General features: G+C 60.4%; 10 protein-coding genes. 6 read left to right on the top strand and 4 right to left on the bottom strand.

What is annotated here, in order from left to right:
- Nucleotides 1-32: 32 nt before the first annotated feature.
- The 3 genes from GIV35_RS19070 to GIV35_RS19060 all read right to left on the bottom strand — a co-directional run bounded on the left by GIV35_RS19070 (nt 33) and on the right by GIV35_RS19060 (nt 3,617).
- Entirely contained in the window at nt 33-1,424 is a 1,392-nt protein-coding gene (locus tag GIV35_RS19070) for an alginate export family protein (RefSeq protein ID WP_236265706.1), read from the bottom strand.
- Nucleotides 1,421-2,317, bottom strand: a complete 897-nt coding sequence (locus GIV35_RS19065; RefSeq protein ID WP_236265704.1) for a VOC family protein — start codon at nt 2,315-2,317, stop codon at nt 1,421-1,423. Before GIV35_RS19065 ends, GIV35_RS19070 begins: the two co-directional genes overlap by 4 nt.
- A 727-nt stretch (nt 2,318-3,044) precedes the next feature.
- Nucleotides 3,045-3,617, bottom strand: a complete 573-nt coding sequence (locus GIV35_RS19060; protein ID WP_003190613.1) for a LuxR C-terminal-related transcriptional regulator — start codon at nt 3,615-3,617, stop codon at nt 3,045-3,047.
- 130 nt (nt 3,618-3,747) lie between these two features.
- Here GIV35_RS19060 and GIV35_RS19055 point away from each other — a divergent pair, with 130 nt between their 5' ends.
- From GIV35_RS19055 to GIV35_RS19045, 3 genes are read left to right on the top strand one after another with little or no spacing between them, the layout of a single operon-like run.
- Entirely contained in the window at nt 3,748-4,926 is a 1,179-nt protein-coding gene (locus GIV35_RS19055) for an acetyl-CoA acetyltransferase (RefSeq protein ID WP_034127302.1), read from the top strand.
- A 3-nt stretch (nt 4,927-4,929) separates the two neighbouring features.
- Nucleotides 4,930-6,459, top strand: coding sequence for a class I adenylate-forming enzyme family protein (locus GIV35_RS19050; protein ID WP_223024002.1), 1,530 nt, complete (start codon nt 4,930-4,932; stop codon nt 6,457-6,459).
- Nucleotides 6,460-6,492: 33 nt separating this feature from the next.
- On the top strand, nt 6,493-7,812 hold the full coding sequence (locus tag GIV35_RS19045; RefSeq protein WP_054918699.1) for an MFS transporter: 1,320 nt from the start codon (nt 6,493-6,495) through the stop codon (nt 7,810-7,812).
- Between the two features lie 62 nt (nt 7,813-7,874).
- Here the strand turns inward: GIV35_RS19045 and GIV35_RS19040 are convergent, their stop codons facing one another.
- Complete coding sequence (locus GIV35_RS19040; protein ID WP_236304493.1) at nt 7,875-12,431, bottom strand: DUF6543 domain-containing protein; 4,557 nt, start codon at nt 12,429-12,431, stop codon at nt 7,875-7,877.
- A 216-nt stretch (nt 12,432-12,647) separates the two neighbouring features.
- Here GIV35_RS19040 and GIV35_RS19035 point away from each other — a divergent pair, with 216 nt between their 5' ends.
- The 3 genes from GIV35_RS19035 to GIV35_RS19025 are packed head-to-tail and all read left to right on the top strand — an operon-like array spanning nt 12,648 to nt 14,730.
- The gene (locus tag GIV35_RS19035) at nt 12,648-13,202 is read left to right on the top strand and encodes a histidine phosphatase family protein (RefSeq protein WP_236265865.1); all 555 of its coding nucleotides are present in this window, start codon (nt 12,648-12,650) and stop codon (nt 13,200-13,202) included.
- 45 nt (nt 13,203-13,247) lie between these two features.
- Nucleotides 13,248-14,003: a precorrin-6A synthase (deacetylating) gene (gene cobF, locus GIV35_RS19030; RefSeq protein WP_054898541.1), complete on the top strand. Its 756-nt coding sequence runs from the start codon at nt 13,248-13,250 to the stop codon at nt 14,001-14,003.
- Between the two features lie 10 nt (nt 14,004-14,013).
- Nucleotides 14,014-14,730 (top strand): alpha/beta hydrolase, encoded by a 717-nt coding sequence (locus GIV35_RS19025; protein ID WP_202691567.1) that lies wholly within the window; start codon nt 14,014-14,016, stop codon nt 14,728-14,730.
- Nucleotides 14,731-14,871: the final 141 nt, after the last annotated feature.

Here is a 14,871-nt window from a genome sequence, read left to right as displayed (position 1 = left end):
CCTGTGTCCAGGCTTGTATGGATGTGCTTGTCTCACCAACTGAATTTGAGCTCCATGCCCAGGTAATTGCTGTCGTGCCCACCAGCATCACGCAGGGTCTGGCCGACCGTGTAGTGCACCGCCTCGACCGCACCGCTGAGGTTGGGCGTAAAGGCGTAGTCGGTGCGCAGTTGAGCGTAGGCGCCGGTCCAGCGCTCACCTTGGCCCGCCGTGCCAGCCACGGCCAGGTTGGGCTGGGTGTAGACGGCGTCTGCGGTGGTCTGCCGCCACAGCAGGCCGACAGCGGTTTGCACGCTGAGCATGGCGAGGGGCTTGACGGTAATCGACGGCTTGACGTGGATCAGGTTGCTGTAGCCGGTATAGCCCGCCAGGGAAAAGTAATAGCCATTGGGGAACAGCGGGTTGAAGGTGCCGACCCGGCCGTCACCGGCCTGGCGGTCACCGGAAGCGATATCCAGTTGCAGGCCGATACGCGGCTTCCAGGCCAGCGTGTCAAAGGTGTAGCCGGTGCGGCTGCCACCGGCCCAGGCGCGAATCGTCTTGCTGCCCAGCGAGCCGCGTTGCAGCATGGCTTCGACGTCCCAGTCGAACCCCTGGGCTGCGCCACCGAGGCGGGCGTCCAGCAACTGGCGCGTCTCTTCGCCGTCGGCGTCCAGGTAATGGGCGGCACTGCGCTCGTACACGCCGTAATAGGCCGACAACTCATTGGTGCCGCCCACCAGCCGCTCGACCCGTAGCATGTGGAAGCGCGCGTCGCTGTTGGACTTGTCGTCGAAATGCCGGCCATCCTGATACTGCACCGGTTGGCTGGCGATCCCGATAAAGCGCCATTGCTGCGTTTCCCAGTCCGCCCACAACGCATCGAAGGACTGCCGCACATTCGGGCCGTCCCGTGACGAGATGAAACGCTGCAAGTCGAAAGCGAAATCCTGGCGGCCAGCCCGTGCCTTGAAGGTGCCAGCGTTGAAGGTCTTCACGTATTCGGCAAAGGCCAGGCGCAGGTCGACGCGGTTCTGGTCGGCACCGCCAATGGTGGTCTTGTCATAGGCCCGCACATCTTCCAACTGGGTGAACAGCCGCCAGTGCTCGTTCAGGTGCAAGTCGGCGTGCACCTGAAAGCGCTGGATCAGGTAGCGGTCACGCGGTACATCCCGCACGCCGAACCCGCTGGCGTCGTTCATCTCGAAGCGTTCACGCAAGGTGGCGCCCAACGACAAGTAGGTGTACGGGTTGGCGGCGGACAGTGGGATGTACTTGAGGTTGTCCAGCGGTTGCGTGCGCAATGCCGGGTCCTTGAGCACAGACCAGTCCTCCTGCCAGCGGTTGGCCTTGATCGTCGGGCGTACCAGTTGGTCGTCGGCCTGCACGCTGCCAGCAAGCAACGGCCACAGCACAGCCAGGCTCCAGCCTGCGTGACGAATCATTTTGCCGCGCTGAGTTGGTGGATTTCTGCGACATAACCGCCCGGGAACTCCACCAACGCACTGCGCCGACCTTTGCTGTCGAATGCCGGCACCAGCACTCTGGCGCCAGACCCGCTGGCCTTGCCCAGGGTAGCGGCGAGGTCGTTGACCTGATAACCGGTGGTGTCGTGGCCGAACGGGTAGGGCAGTTGGCCGTTGGTGACCAGCACCGCCATGCGCCCGAACGGCGATTCGATCTCGACGCGGCGGTAGTGGCCGCCGGCTTGGCCGACATCAACCCCAGGGGCGTGCTTATCGTCGCTCACTACCTTGCCGTGGGAGAAACCCAGGAACGCCTTGATAAACCGCTCGGCGCTGTCGTGAGACACATACACGCGGTTTTCCGGCACGGTTTCGAAGGCGGTGTAATCCGGGGTCTTGGTGTGCCAGTACAGCTGCATGTTCACACCACCCGGCCATTGCACCACGGCGTCACGGCCGATGGGGTCGGGGAAATCGCTGACGATCACATCGGCCCCATTGTCCCGCGCGGCCTTGAGGGCTACGTCCATGTCCTTGACCAGATAGCCGTTGCGTTCCTGGCCGAACGGGTGAGGCACGGGGGTGGTAAAGCCGAACAACGACACGGTTCCCGCCGGGGTCTGGAGCAATTGCGAGGTGGTGCTGCTCGGCACCGGCAGCACGTTGACCACGACCTGGGGCGTGCTTTTGCCGCCGAAGGTGGCGAGGAAACTCTGCGCAAAACGGTCCACATCGGCCGGCGCCACATACACATGGCTGGTGTCGTACTGCGGCGCCACGGCCACGTTCGGGGTGGCGGAAAACGCGTTGCTCATCATCGCACTTGCCAGCAGCGTCAATGCCAGCGATACCTTGGTTGCTGTGTTAACCATGCCCGTTCTCCAGCGCTTCTGAGGGTTCGAAAGCCGTGAGGTTAGGGGGGCAGGGCGGTGGGGAATTGTATGGACGTGCTCGGTTGAACGTTTCAGCTACGCGGTCCAGACAGCCAACGCCTATCTACCTGACACCCCGCGATCAAACTGTGGGAGCTGGCTTGCCTGCGATGACGGCCTGCCAGCCGACGCAGTTATACCGCGTGTATATCCATTCCTGCGGTAACGGCCACCTAGGGTTCCGCCCTGACGGCGGCTCACTTTGCAAAAGCGGCAAAGTAAGCAAAACGCTCTTGCCCCACCACTCGGCACCTCGCCTAGGCTCGGTGTGCCCGTAATCCGCCAGTGATTTGGGGGGCCGCCGCCACGCGCCATCCATGGCGCGGGGCGGCTAAACCGGCATCCCTGCCGGTTTACCCCCCAAATCCCTGTCGAATTCCGGCCAGCGTGGTTTAACGGGGCGCCTAGGATCAAAAGCAGATCAAGAGCGGCTCGCTTCGCATCGTAGTTACCGGTGGCTGCAGCGAACTGCACAGTTGTGTAGATACCTATGCTGCGATGACGACGTGTCAGTCACTGCATCTATCACTGCACGACCGCTTTCGCAGGCAAGCCAGCTCCCACATTTGATCTTCGTTGCTTTGGGCATTGCGTTCGTTTAACTGTGCGGCATTGGGGCTGCCCACACATTTGGATGGCGGGGCATCGGTTAAACAGCCTTTATCGGTCAGGCCACCATGATGATCTTCGACACCAACTCCACCACCGTCTTGGCCTGAAGCTTCTTCATCAACCGCGCCCGGTGCACCTCAACGGTGCGGTGGGAGATCGCCAGGCGCAGGGCAATTTCTTTGGATTTGAACCCGTTGACGATGTGCATGGCGATTTCCCGCTCCCGGGGCGTGAGGTCGCCGGTGCCCTGGTGCATGCGGTCCAGGCGTTCGAAGTGCCAGATCATCAGTTTGAATGGGTCTTTGGGGGTGAGGGTGTAGCCGTGGGACTTGGCCCAGAACACTTCGCCATTGTGGTGCTGCATGAAGCGTTCATCGGAATAAAAGCCGTTGTCGCTGTCGAGAAGCCAGTCATGGCTGCGCTTGCCGATGGCGTGGTAGTCGGCCTGGGACGGGTAGATCAGCAGGGTCAGCTGGTTGACCAGTGCGTCGCGCGTATAGCCGAACAGCTTCAGGAAAGCGTCGTTGCAGTCGAGAATCACGCGGTCGCTGGTGACGATCTGCGGGGCAGGGGACAGCTTGAACGCCAGGCGTTCGAGGTCGGGAAATTGCTGGGCTAGCGCGGTCATGGGGCATCCTGCCTCGTTGTTCAATGCCCTGGGGCGCTACTTACCCGTGTAAGTAGTTACACGAATTGGCGCACGATCAGGGGTGGGTCATTGTAAGTAAAGTCCGAATCAAGAACAGAAGAAATTGATTATGCCTGCTGATTGCGTCTCCATTGTTGCCGCTGGTCACTCCCGCTTTGGTCGCCTGGAAGGCACGACGCTGGAAGACCTGATCGTCCAGGTGACCCGGCAAGCCCTGAGCGACGCCGAGATTGACGCGTCGCAAATCGATGCGTTGTTCCTCGGCCATTTCAACTCGGGGCTGGTGCCCGACGGGTTTGCCGCCTCATTGCTATTGCAAGCCGACCCCGGGCTGCGCTTCAAACCGGCTACCCGCTGTGAAAACGCCTGTGCGTCCGGCTCGGCGGCGATCCAGGCGGGGGTCAATGCGATCCTCTCCGGCAGTGCTGAGCTGGTGCTGGTGGTGGGCGCCGAGAAGATGACCCACACCAGCACCGCCGCTGTCACCCAAGCCTTGGCCGGGGCCGGCTACCAGAACGACCCGGCCGAAGCCGGCCTGAGTTTCCCCCAGTTGTTTGGCCGCGCCGCCCGCCAATACGCCGAGCGTTATCACTGCCCGCTGGGCTCGATGGCGGCCATCGCTACCAAAAACCACTCCAATGCCATGGCCAACCCGCTGGCGCAGATGCATCGGGAGATGAATTTCGAACACTGCAACAACGTGTCCCAAAGCAACCCGTTCGTGGCTGACTCCTTGCGCCTGACCGATTGCTCGCTGATCAGCGATGGCGCCGCCGCGATCATCCTCGCCTCGCCCAAACGTGCGCGAGCGTTCCGTCGCGAGGTGCAAATCCGGGCGATGACCCAGGTCAACGACACCTTGCCCATCGCCCAGCGCGACATTCTGGCCTTTGAGGGCCCGCAACGCGCGATCCATGCAGCGCTGCGCGGGGCGAATGTGACCCTGGCTGACCTGAGCTTCGCCGAAGTGCACGACTGCTTCACCATTGCCGAGTTGCTGATCTACGAAGCCATGGGCCTGGCGCCCAAGGGCGAAGGTCATCGCGTGCTCGACAGTGGGGTGGTGCGCGCCGGCGGGCGCTTACCGGTGAACCTTTCCGGCGGGCTCAAGGCCAAGGGGCATCCCGTCGGCGCCACGGGAGTGTCCATGCATGCCTTGGCGTTCCGGCAATTGACCGGCGAGCCGATTGGCCTGGCGGTGCCCAACCCGGAGTTCGGCCTGGTGTTCAACATGGGCGGCATGGCGGTGGCCAACTACGCCTCGGTCCTGCAGGCACGCCGGAGCTGAGTCATGAACATTGCCAACTGGCTGCACGACACCCAGCGTCGGGCCCCGCAACGCCCGGCATTGTTCGACGGCAGCGTGCAAGTGGCCGACTACGCCACCTTCGCCGCCCACGTGCGCCAACGCGCTGCGCATCTGGTGGAGCAGCATGGCCTGGTGCCGGGAGACGCGGTGGCGCTGCTGATGAAAAACAGCTGCGACTACCTGGAACTGCTCTACGCCATCTGGTGGATGGGCGGGGTGGCGGTGCCGATCAACGCCAAGCTACACCCCAGCGAAGCGGCGTGGATTGTTGATAATGCCGAGGCGCGGTTGATCTTTACCGACGGCGGCCAGGTGTTTTCATCGCGGGATTTGCCCGCGCATTGCACGGAATTGGACGGCCACCCGCTGCCGCCCAGCCATGGTTGGCCCAGCCTGGAACAGCCGGTGCCCCGCCAGGATCACGACCTCGCCTGGCTGTTCTATACCTCTGGCACCACCGGGCGCTCCAAGGGCGTGATGCTGTCCCACGGCAACCTGATCGCCATGTCGCTGTGCTACGCCACGGATGTCGATCAAGTGAGCGCCGACGATGCGGCGCTGTATGCCGCGCCTATGTCTCACGGCGCCGGCCTGTACAACTTCATCCATGTGCGCTGCGGCGCCCGCCATGTGGTCCCGGCCTCCCATGGCTTCGATGCCGCCGAGCTGTTCGGGCTGGCCGAGCACATGGGCCAGGTGTCGCTGTTTGCTGCGCCGACCATGGTCAAGCGCATGGTCGAACAGGCCCGGCGCCAGGATTATCACGGCGCCGGCATCAAGACCATCGTCTACGGCGGCGGCCCCATGTACCTCGCCGACTTGCGCGAAGCAGTCGACACCTTCGGCCCGCGCCTGGTGCAGATCTACGGCCAGGGCGAGAGCCCGATGACCATCAGCGTCTTGCCACGCGCCTTGATCGCCGAGCGCCAGCGCCCCGACTGGGCCACCCTGGCCGCCTCGGTGGGCCACGCGCAAGCCTGTGTCGAGATCCGCATTCTCGATGCCGAGCACCAGCCACTGCCCACCGGCCTACGCGGTGAAATCGCGGTGCGTGGCGCCACGGTGATGCAAGGCTACTGGCGCAACCCGCAGGCCACGCGCCAGACGCTGGTGGACGGTTGGCTGCTGACCGGCGACATCGGCTACCTCGACCCGGCCGGCTACCTGACCCTGACGGATCGCTCCAAGGACGTGATCATCAGTGGCGGCAGCAACGTGTACCCCCGTGAAGTCGAGGAAGTGCTGGCCCAGCATCCCGAGGTGTTCGAAGTGTGCGTGGTGGGCGAGCCCGACGCGCAATGGGGTGAGTCGGTGGTGGCCTTCGTGGTGACCCGCAGTGGCCAGCCGCTGGACGAAGGCGAGCTGACGGCGTGGTTCCTGGCGCGCATGGCCTCGTTCAAAAAGCCGAAAAAATATGTGTGGCGCAGCGACTTGCCGAAGAACAGCTACGGCAAGATTCTCAAGACCGACTTGCGACATTGGCTGCAAACCGCGAGTATCGCCGCGCTTTAACATGGATCGATAATCAGACAAGGAGTCCCCACGATGGGCAATCCCGCACAAGACACCGTCCGCAAGCGCCGCCGTGCGTTTCTGGGCGCCACCTCCGGCCACTTGATCGAGTGGTACGACTACGGCGTGTATGGTTTTCTCGCGGTCTATATCGGCCAGGCGTTCTTCGTCTCCGATGACCCCACCACCAGCTTGTTGGCCAGCTTTGCCGCGTTTGCGCTGAGCTTTTTTATCCGCCCTTTGGGTGGGCTGTTCTTCGGCCCGCTGGCAGACAAGATCGGCCGGCGCAAAACCCTGATCATGGCGCTGGTGATGATGACCGGCTCCACGGTGATGCTGGGCCTGTTGCCGACCTACGCCAGCCTGGGCATCGCCGCACCGATCCTGCTGATCCTGGTGCGCTGCGTGCAGGGCTTCTCGGCGGGCGGCGAAATCGGTACCGTCACCAGCTTCATCTCTGAATACGCCGGCCCCGGTCGCCGTGGCTTTGCCACCTGCTGGCTGATGGTTACCGCCGTGCTCGGCCTGCTGCTCGGTGGCGCCGTGGCCAACGGCATGACCTGGGTATTGGGCGCCGAGGTCATGCAGGAATGGGCCTGGCGCGTACCGTTCCTGATCGCCGCGCCCTTGGGCTTTATTTCCATGTACATCCGCCTCAAGCTCGAAGACAGCCCTGAGTTCCTGGCCCTGCAACGTGCCGGGCAAACTTCGCGGGCGCCGCTGCGCGAGGTCTGGCAGTGGAAGCGGGCGATTGCCCTGGTGTTCTTTATCATCACCTTGCACAGCTCGATCTTCTACCTGGTGCTGACCTTCGCCTCGACCTACATGGCCAAGATCCTCAAGTTCGACAGTGGCACCACCTTGCTCTACGTGTTCGTCGCCAGCTTCTCGGCGGCTTTCGTGATGCCGTTTGGCGGGGCCTTTACCGATAAATACGGGCGCAAGCCGTTCCTGATGGTGATCGGCACGCTGGCGACCCTGGCGATGTTCTGGCTGTTCAAATCCGCCCCGACCGCCACCCCGGCGACCTTCTTCGCGCCGTTGATGGCGGTGGCGATTCTGTTCGGGCTGTACGCGTCGTCAACCTATGCGTTGATGAGTGAGCTGTTGCCGACGCGGATTCGCTCCACTGGGATTGCCGTGGCGTATAACGTGCCCGTCGCGGTGTTTGGCGGCAGTGCGCCGTTGATTTCCACCTGGTTGATCAAGGTGACAGGCGACATTACTTCGCCGTGGTATTTCTATGTAGCGACCGGGGTGGTGTCGTTGGTAGCGCTGGTGGTGTTGCGCAAGGAGGACTTCGTGGTCGGTGCCACGCCTAGGGTGGCGTCTGCGAAAACGGCGCTGGCCTGACGCCGTGTTTGCATATTGGTAATCAAACGGCAGGGTTGTGTTGGCAAACCTGCCGCAACAGGCTATCGGGCTGAATTGGCTGGCAACACGTGGGCCGCGTCCAGGGCAGGGTAGGAGTAATGTGGCCGGTAATCGACAAGTTCTTGAACCATCTCAGGTTCTTTCTGGGTGCCAATATTGAATCGCAGCAGCGTTCCTGATGTCTTTTCCACCGTATTAAGGTGGTTGTTCTTGGCAAAATCCAACTTCACTTTCGAGTCAGCGAGCAACTTTATGTCGCGTGGAGAAAGCGTGGGGTATTTCGCTTTGAATTCCCGATAGTACGTTTTGAACAGGCCCGTTGGGTCTTTGCCCAAAAAATAATCCATGTGCACAGGACCTGCGAATGACTTGGTGGGTATGTTGGTCAGGTTGGAGATTTCATCACCCAGCGAGTTCGGGCCGTTTGCGCCGGAATAGCAGACGCGAAGCACAATGTTTTTATATTTGCTGAAGTCAATTTTTTCCGCACGAAGTTTATTGACGATGTCTTGCGCCGAATAGAACTTGCCGTTTGCGCCTACGACTTTCGCGGGCTCTCCGGTGGCCGGTTCAGTCCCATGTCCGAATATATTGAGTCGTGGGGCGCCTTTGTAAATATCCTCGAAGGTTTGTATGTCACCATCGATGGCCTTGAAACCCCTCCATGGACCGCCCAACCGAATCACTTCACGTAATGCTGACTCAGGCGAAGGCGCCGCCGGTAAATCACCTACGCGTGTTTCCTGCGCTACCGTATGAATGGCCGCGACTCCAGTACGTGAGGAGGTTTGAGTGGGGTGTGCTCTTGCGAGGTGAAGCAATAACATCGCTATGTTGATGAATAAATCTGTTGCGGCTGCTTCTTTGTTTCCTTCCCTGCTCCCGGTAAGCGTCTTGATATCACTTATGATGCTGTCTGCCTGAAACGGCATACCGATTAAAAAGGCACTCTCTGGCATGAACAGAAATGCCGTATTGAGTAATAGGCCTGCCCCTTCTTTAATCCTTTCCCAGCGACTTTCCCCGTTGGATACGGCCTGGTGTTCGGCCAGCGATGTCAGCGCCCTTGAATTGGCTTCATACAAGTAGCCCATCAGTTGCCCGGTTTGCAGCTCGGACGACAGGTCATGAGTCGCCAGTGTGGGCGGCGCAGGCGTGAACACGGGCGTATATGTCGGCATATGCGGTTCGCGAAAGCCATCGTGCCTGTAGACGGCGCGGGTTGTCTCATCAGGCAGCCAGGCAAGAATGTCTTTTTGTAGTTCCTTCTGTGTCTGGACAGACTCCATTAGCGCCTGGCGCGAAGGAAACTGCAGCAGGGGGGCGCTGGAATTCAACGGGCGATAAAGAATGTGCGGGCCGACTGTGATGTCCTTGGGTTCGATCAGGAACATGTTTTCGACCACATCGGGCACCGCGCCGGGCAGGCGCATGAGCGCCAACGGGCGCACGGTGATTTCGTTGCCATTGACGAACTTCTTCCCTGGCGTTGGATCCAGTATTGCCTGGAGGTAACGAAAACCCATGGCGTTATCGAAGCCAGCCTCGCCTTTGGCCGTCAGTTCCAGGGCCCTCATTTTCAGTTCAATCGGGACTTGCTCGGCGAACAGCGCTTGGCGCCTGGTTTTTTTTTCAGGATCGTCGAGCAGCTCGCGCCTGACTAATTCGGGGTAGTTCTTGCCGGCATCGATTTGCTGAATCAGCTTACCCAGTTCGCCCTCTTTTCCGAGCTTGGCTAGATGAATGCCCGTCGGTTTGTGACGCACCTCCACCCGACCTTGTGGTAATCCTGAAAGGTTGCGTACGAAGGTTTCGATGAAAGACAGGGTGGTGGTTTGGGTTGATCCGAATCCGCTGGCCGGGGCGCCATAGGGCGTGTGAAAGATGACTTCCAGATCCTTGATGTCATAGTGAAAAGGTGGAGGGTCGAGGGCTTTGATCTGATCCTGGATATAAGTGCTAATGTCCGGAATATCACTGCCAAAGCTCTTGCCCTTGTGCCGGCGCTCGAAGCCCGCCATCTCCAGAAGCAGGTCATGGTAAATAAAGCGATCGGCATCGGAGGCGGTTTTTGACCATTCGGGACGCTTGAGCCCGGACTCTTGGGATGGTCGCGCCACGATCAGCGCGGGATCAGTGTCGGCGTTGGCGTCCCCGTTGTTAATCATGACGTTCGCTTGCAGGTAGAACGCATCAGCGTCGAAGGCTTTCAGGCTGGGCTTGTCGGTGCGGGTCGGTGGTTGCGCCTCGGGGTTTTGCTGTTCCCAGGCCTGCTGGGCTGCATCCAGGGAAGCATAAGGGGTAACCTTTCCGCTGGGTTCGCACATCAGCACAGCGAGGGTGCGGTCCCCAGCCTTGCGTTCGATGAACAGGTTAGGGGTTTGAACGTTCGGGCTGTCTGGGTTGGCCGGGTCAGTGCGGACCATGAAGTGAATGGTTGTCTTGGAGTTGTCTGTGGGGTTGAGGTGCCCGTGGGGAAACCTTGCTACCGTATCCAGTGTTTCGCGCTGTATGTCATTGAGACCTGGGGATTTTAAACTGGCCAGGCGCAGGTTGCTGTGCAGCAGCTGGCCGAGCATTGACCGCCGGCTACCCGCGTAAATCGGGGTGACACTGAGCGCTGTGTCGGCACTCAGCCCAGGGGCCGGCTCATTGAACGGCGGCTCATTCCAATACGTGATCTTTGCCGCTCGAAGCGTTTCGTTCAGCTTGCCGGGCAACTCGCTCATAGCCTTCTGTAGCGCTGACCTATCGATAAGAAGTGCAGTACCCGCAGGTTTGCCGGTACGGGCGAGCACGTCCTCGCGCGTATCGACGAATTTGCCAGCGCTGTCGAAAACCGGCGCGGCGCCTCCAGCGACATGGCTGATGATCATTTCCATCAGCGGTGTTTCAATGTACTCACCTGGATTGTCCGGATCGGGAACGGCGAACGCCAACTGCTCCACATCGAGGTTCAATGACGCATCGATGGCGTCCTTGAGTAATCCCGATACGACCGACTGCAACCCGGGCTCTGCGTTAAACAGACGGTGGGCGATGTCGCTCACGGGGCTGGCGACGGGCGGCTTGGCGGTGGTTACCGGCGCAGGCGCTTGAACGACAGTAGGTGTTGGAGGGGTTGTGATGCCTGCAAGTGTTTGTAGGGCTGCCTGCTGCAGTTCGCGAATCCCACGCGAGGTGTCAGCAGAAGGGTTGTTTTTTTTCAAGGAGGGGAAGCCATCGCGGATGAGCCCTGCGACTTGTTCGAGCCACTTCTGCTCTGAGCCGGTTTCCCGAGTCACGCCGTAAAAGTCCAGCATCATAGAGAGATCCAGCGCTTGCTGGGTACGAACGGGCCCCTCGTAGACCGAGCCGCTTCTCCCGTATTTTCGGGCCGCGCTTGAAATGTCGGGTTCGAGGGCCGCCCATTGGGGGCAAGTCGACGTGCGCAAAACAATCGATTTACGGCTGCCGTCAGGGTTTCGTACGTAGCCTTCCAACTGGCCTGTCGGCAAGTGGATAAACAAGGATGAAACCTCGAGATTATGTTCTTTCGCAAACGCCAGGAAAGCGGGGCTGGAGAAGCATTTGCCGAACCCCTCGCGTGTGTGTGCGTAGGTAGAGTCGTCAGGCACATTCAGGAAGGGGAGAAAGGTTAGCGACTGATCATCAATGCGCCTTTGATAGCCGATCCTCGTAAGGATTCTGGCACACTCCCGTGCCACTTCCCGATCAGCCGCCTCGACGCGTTCGGCGGGCGTCGGTGTGCGACTGGAGTCTGCAAGTGTGCCGCTGCGTTCAAAGGTGGCTTCGGTGATCGTCTCCTTCACGCTGCGTTGTGCTTGCCTGGCACGCAAGGTCTGTTGCGAGATGTCCAATGGCAGAGGGCCGTTGGGGATGACCAGAGAGGGGAATGTATCGGCGTCCTGGATTGCCGCGATCACGGCCCGCGGATTACGCGTAAGCTCGGTTCTAGCGATAGCGTAGAAGTCTCCCACCAGGTAACTGGGAGGCGTGCTTTCGCCGGTGTAGCGGAACCAGGTTGTCGACGGGGCGCCCAGCTCTCTGGCCGCTGCGGCGACGTCCGCCGATGCCTGTGACCAGCCAGGGGTGAACTCCGTGAAGCTGTTGGGGGAGCCATTGATCATGCACGTCATGGTTCCCTCTTGAGGGTTCCAACTGAAGTTGGACAGGTCGATGTGATGGGCTTTGGCAAAGGTTGCAAACGGCTCTGCCCTGAGCGCCTGGTTAAAACGTGCCCACGCTTGGCCGAAGCTGGAAAAAGGCGGAACCTGGGTGAGAGTCGGGGCGGTGAGTGACTGCCTGTTGGTTGTGAGCTCCTCAGCGACCTGGCCCATCAATGCCGCGCTGAGCTGCTGTGCCAGCTCGGCATCACTCTTTTCCACCAACGTGCTGACTTGTCCTTGAGTGAGCAGAAATTGAGGCGAACTTGGGGCGCGTCTTGAAACGGGCTCGGATCGACCAGGATTTTCCGGCTGCTGAGCGATGTCATACTTCAGCCTTTCATCCGGGTTGACCGGCCACGCAAAGGTGCCTGTTGGCGTTTGTTGCGAAGATGAGGGTGGAACATGGTTCGTGGCTGCCGGGATCGTCATGGAAGTCTCCGTCTATCGTTATGAAAAGCTCGCCTTCTGTGGCGAATTTTCGTGGCTTTTCTGTACGAAGGTGTTCCGTATCCACTTAATACGAAGGGTTACAGCCGCTGCTGCGGGGAGCCGTCATGTGTCACAGTCCTTTGCCTGTTCGTTGTGACAGGTTGAAATACGGCGCCGTTTTCCCTGCGCCGCGTCCCTGAACAGAGTGAGGTGCCTATGCAAGCAACCCGATTGACTCTCGTATGTCATGCCGTGACCCCCTCGCAAAAGCAGGGGCGGTTTCCCGATGACGAATCGTTGCTGATGGATTGGCAGAATGCGCGGCTGTCACTGGCGGATCGGTTCCGCAAAAGTGTGCGCCTGATATGCGGGCCCGAAGCGCGGACTCGCCAGACGGCGACGTTGTTCGGTGACCACGCCGTGGTTGAGCCCGCGTTACGCGATGGCGATTTTGGCCATTGGAAGGGGCAGGACACTGCCCAGCTTGATCGCGATGAATTGATGACTTGGCTCACCGACAGCGCCAGTGCCCCCCATGGCGGCGAGTCGGTGGACCACATTTGCGCGCGCGTGGGCGAATGGATGAGGTCACTGGAGTGCCAACCCGGCCATGTGGTGGCCGTTACACATCCCTTGGTCATCCGCGCTGCAATGCTGTACGTCATGCAATTTCCAGTATCGATGTTCTACCTGATCGATGTCGAACCGCTGTCGCGTACCGAGCTGCGTTTCAATGCAGTCTGGCGCCTGCGCCTGGAAACTCACGCCTGATGCGTTGATCATGGCAAAATCCACGCCCCGTACTGAGAGCAACCCATGAAACGCATCCTGATCATCGGCATTGGCGCCGGCAACCCCGACTACATCACGATGCAGGCCGTGAAGGCGCTGAACCGTACCGACGTGTTCTTTCTGATGGACAAGGGCCAGAGCAAGGACAAGCTGATCGACCTGCGCCGGGAAATCTGCGACACCTACATCACCGAGCCCGGCTACCGTTTTGTCGAGGCCGACTGCCCGGAGCGTGTGCGCGGTGAAATCGACTACACCACCGCTGTGCAAGACCTCAACCGCGATAAGCAGCAGACCTTCGAACGCATGATCAACGAAGAAATGGCTGACGGTGAGGTGGGTGCGTTCCTGGCCTGGGGCGACCCGGCGCTGTACGACAGCACCATCCGCATCTTGCAGGCGATTCTTGCCAGTGGTCGCTGTGTCTTCGAGTTTGAAGTGATCCCCGGCATCACCAGCGTGCAAGCCCTGGCGGCGCAGCATAAGGTGGCGCTCAACCGTATTGGCAAGTCCATCGAAATCACCACTGGGCGCCGGTTGGCGGCGGGGCAGGCGAGTGATGCCGACACCCTGGTGGTCATGCTCGACGCCGAAGATTCCTACCGCAGTGTGGCGGATCAGGACCTGGATATTTACTGGGGCGCCTACCTGGGCACCCCGGACGAGATCCTGATCAGCGGTAAAGTGGCGCACGTGGCAGAAGAGATCGAACGGGTACGCAAGGCGGCGCGCCTCGAAAACGGCTGGATCATGGACACCTATTTGTTGCGCAAACCGTGAGGTAAACCCGATGCTTAAACAGCTTGCCCTCGCCTTGGCCCTGGTGGCCGGCGCCGCTCATGCCGACTCCGGCTTGCACACCGACTTGCCGTTGTCCTACCTGGAACAGACCCAGGGCGATGCACGCAACCAGCCGCTGGTGATCTTCCTGCATGGTTTTGGCAGCAACGAGGAAGATTTGTTTGGCATCAAGGACGCGTTGCCGTCCACCTGGACCTACCTGTCGGTGCGCGCGCCGCTGCCGGTGGAGCCGCAAGGTTATCGTTGGTTTACCAAGACCGATGAGCCTGAGTACAACGGCGAGACCGATGAACTGTTCAGCAGCGCCCGGCTGATCAAGGACTTTGTGCTCAAGGCCACCGCCAAGTACCACACCCAAAGTGATCGGGTATTCCTGGTGGGGTTCAGCCAGGGTGCGATCATGTCCTATGAAGTGGCCTTGCGTGAACCTGACTTGGTACGTGGTATCGCTGCGCTCAGTGGCAGCGTGCTACCGGTGCTCAGGTCTGCGCTCAAACCTGATGCGTCCATGGGCAAGCTGGCGATCTTTATCGGCCATGGCACTTTGGATCAGGCGCTGCCCTTCAGCTCGGCCACACGGGCGAACGAGTTGCTGGCGGGGTTGGGGCTCAAGCCGGAGTTTCATGAGTACCCGGGAATGAATCACACCATCAGCGCAGTGGAAGTGCAGGACTTGAAAGCCTGGCTAGAAAAAAGTCTGAAGTGAAATGCGCTTGAACATGTGGGAGCTGGCTTGCCTGCGATGGCCATAGGTATCTACACAACTTCGGCACGACGCTAAATCTGTGGCGAGGGAGCTTGCTCCCGTGACGGCCTGGCAGCCGACACAGATATAACTGATGCCCCG

Origin of the sequence: Pseudomonas sp. PA-1-6B, assembly GCF_021609545.1 — a bacterium.
Taxonomy (GTDB): domain Bacteria; phylum Pseudomonadota; class Gammaproteobacteria; order Pseudomonadales; family Pseudomonadaceae; genus Aquipseudomonas; species Aquipseudomonas fluorescens_BV.
This window is presented reverse-complemented; position numbering and strand designations above follow the sequence as displayed.

What these genes read in the sequence shown, in the direction of transcription:
- GIV35_RS19070 (WP_236265706.1), bottom strand. Translation starts at nt 1,424, where the DNA reads ATGATTCGTCACGCAGGCTGGAGCCTGGCTGTGCTGTGGCCGTTGCTT.
- GIV35_RS19065 (WP_236265704.1), bottom strand. Translation starts at nt 2,317, where the DNA reads ATGGTTAACACAGCAACCAAGGTATCGCTGGCATTGACGCTGCTGGCA.
- GIV35_RS19060 (WP_003190613.1), bottom strand. Translation starts at nt 3,617, where the DNA reads ATGACCGCGCTAGCCCAGCAATTTCCCGACCTCGAACGCCTGGCGTTC.
- GIV35_RS19055 (WP_034127302.1), top strand. Translation starts at nt 3,748, where the DNA reads ATGCCTGCTGATTGCGTCTCCATTGTTGCCGCTGGTCACTCCCGCTTT.
- GIV35_RS19050 (WP_223024002.1), top strand. Translation starts at nt 4,930, where the DNA reads ATGAACATTGCCAACTGGCTGCACGACACCCAGCGTCGGGCCCCGCAA.
- GIV35_RS19045 (WP_054918699.1), top strand. Translation starts at nt 6,493, where the DNA reads ATGGGCAATCCCGCACAAGACACCGTCCGCAAGCGCCGCCGTGCGTTT.
- GIV35_RS19040 (WP_236304493.1), bottom strand. Translation starts at nt 12,431, where the DNA reads ATGACGATCCCGGCAGCCACGAACCATGTTCCACCCTCATCTTCGCAA.
- GIV35_RS19035 (WP_236265865.1), top strand. Translation starts at nt 12,648, where the DNA reads ATGCAAGCAACCCGATTGACTCTCGTATGTCATGCCGTGACCCCCTCG.
- cobF (WP_054898541.1), top strand. Translation starts at nt 13,248, where the DNA reads ATGAAACGCATCCTGATCATCGGCATTGGCGCCGGCAACCCCGACTAC.
- GIV35_RS19025 (WP_202691567.1), top strand. Translation starts at nt 14,014, where the DNA reads ATGCTTAAACAGCTTGCCCTCGCCTTGGCCCTGGTGGCCGGCGCCGCT.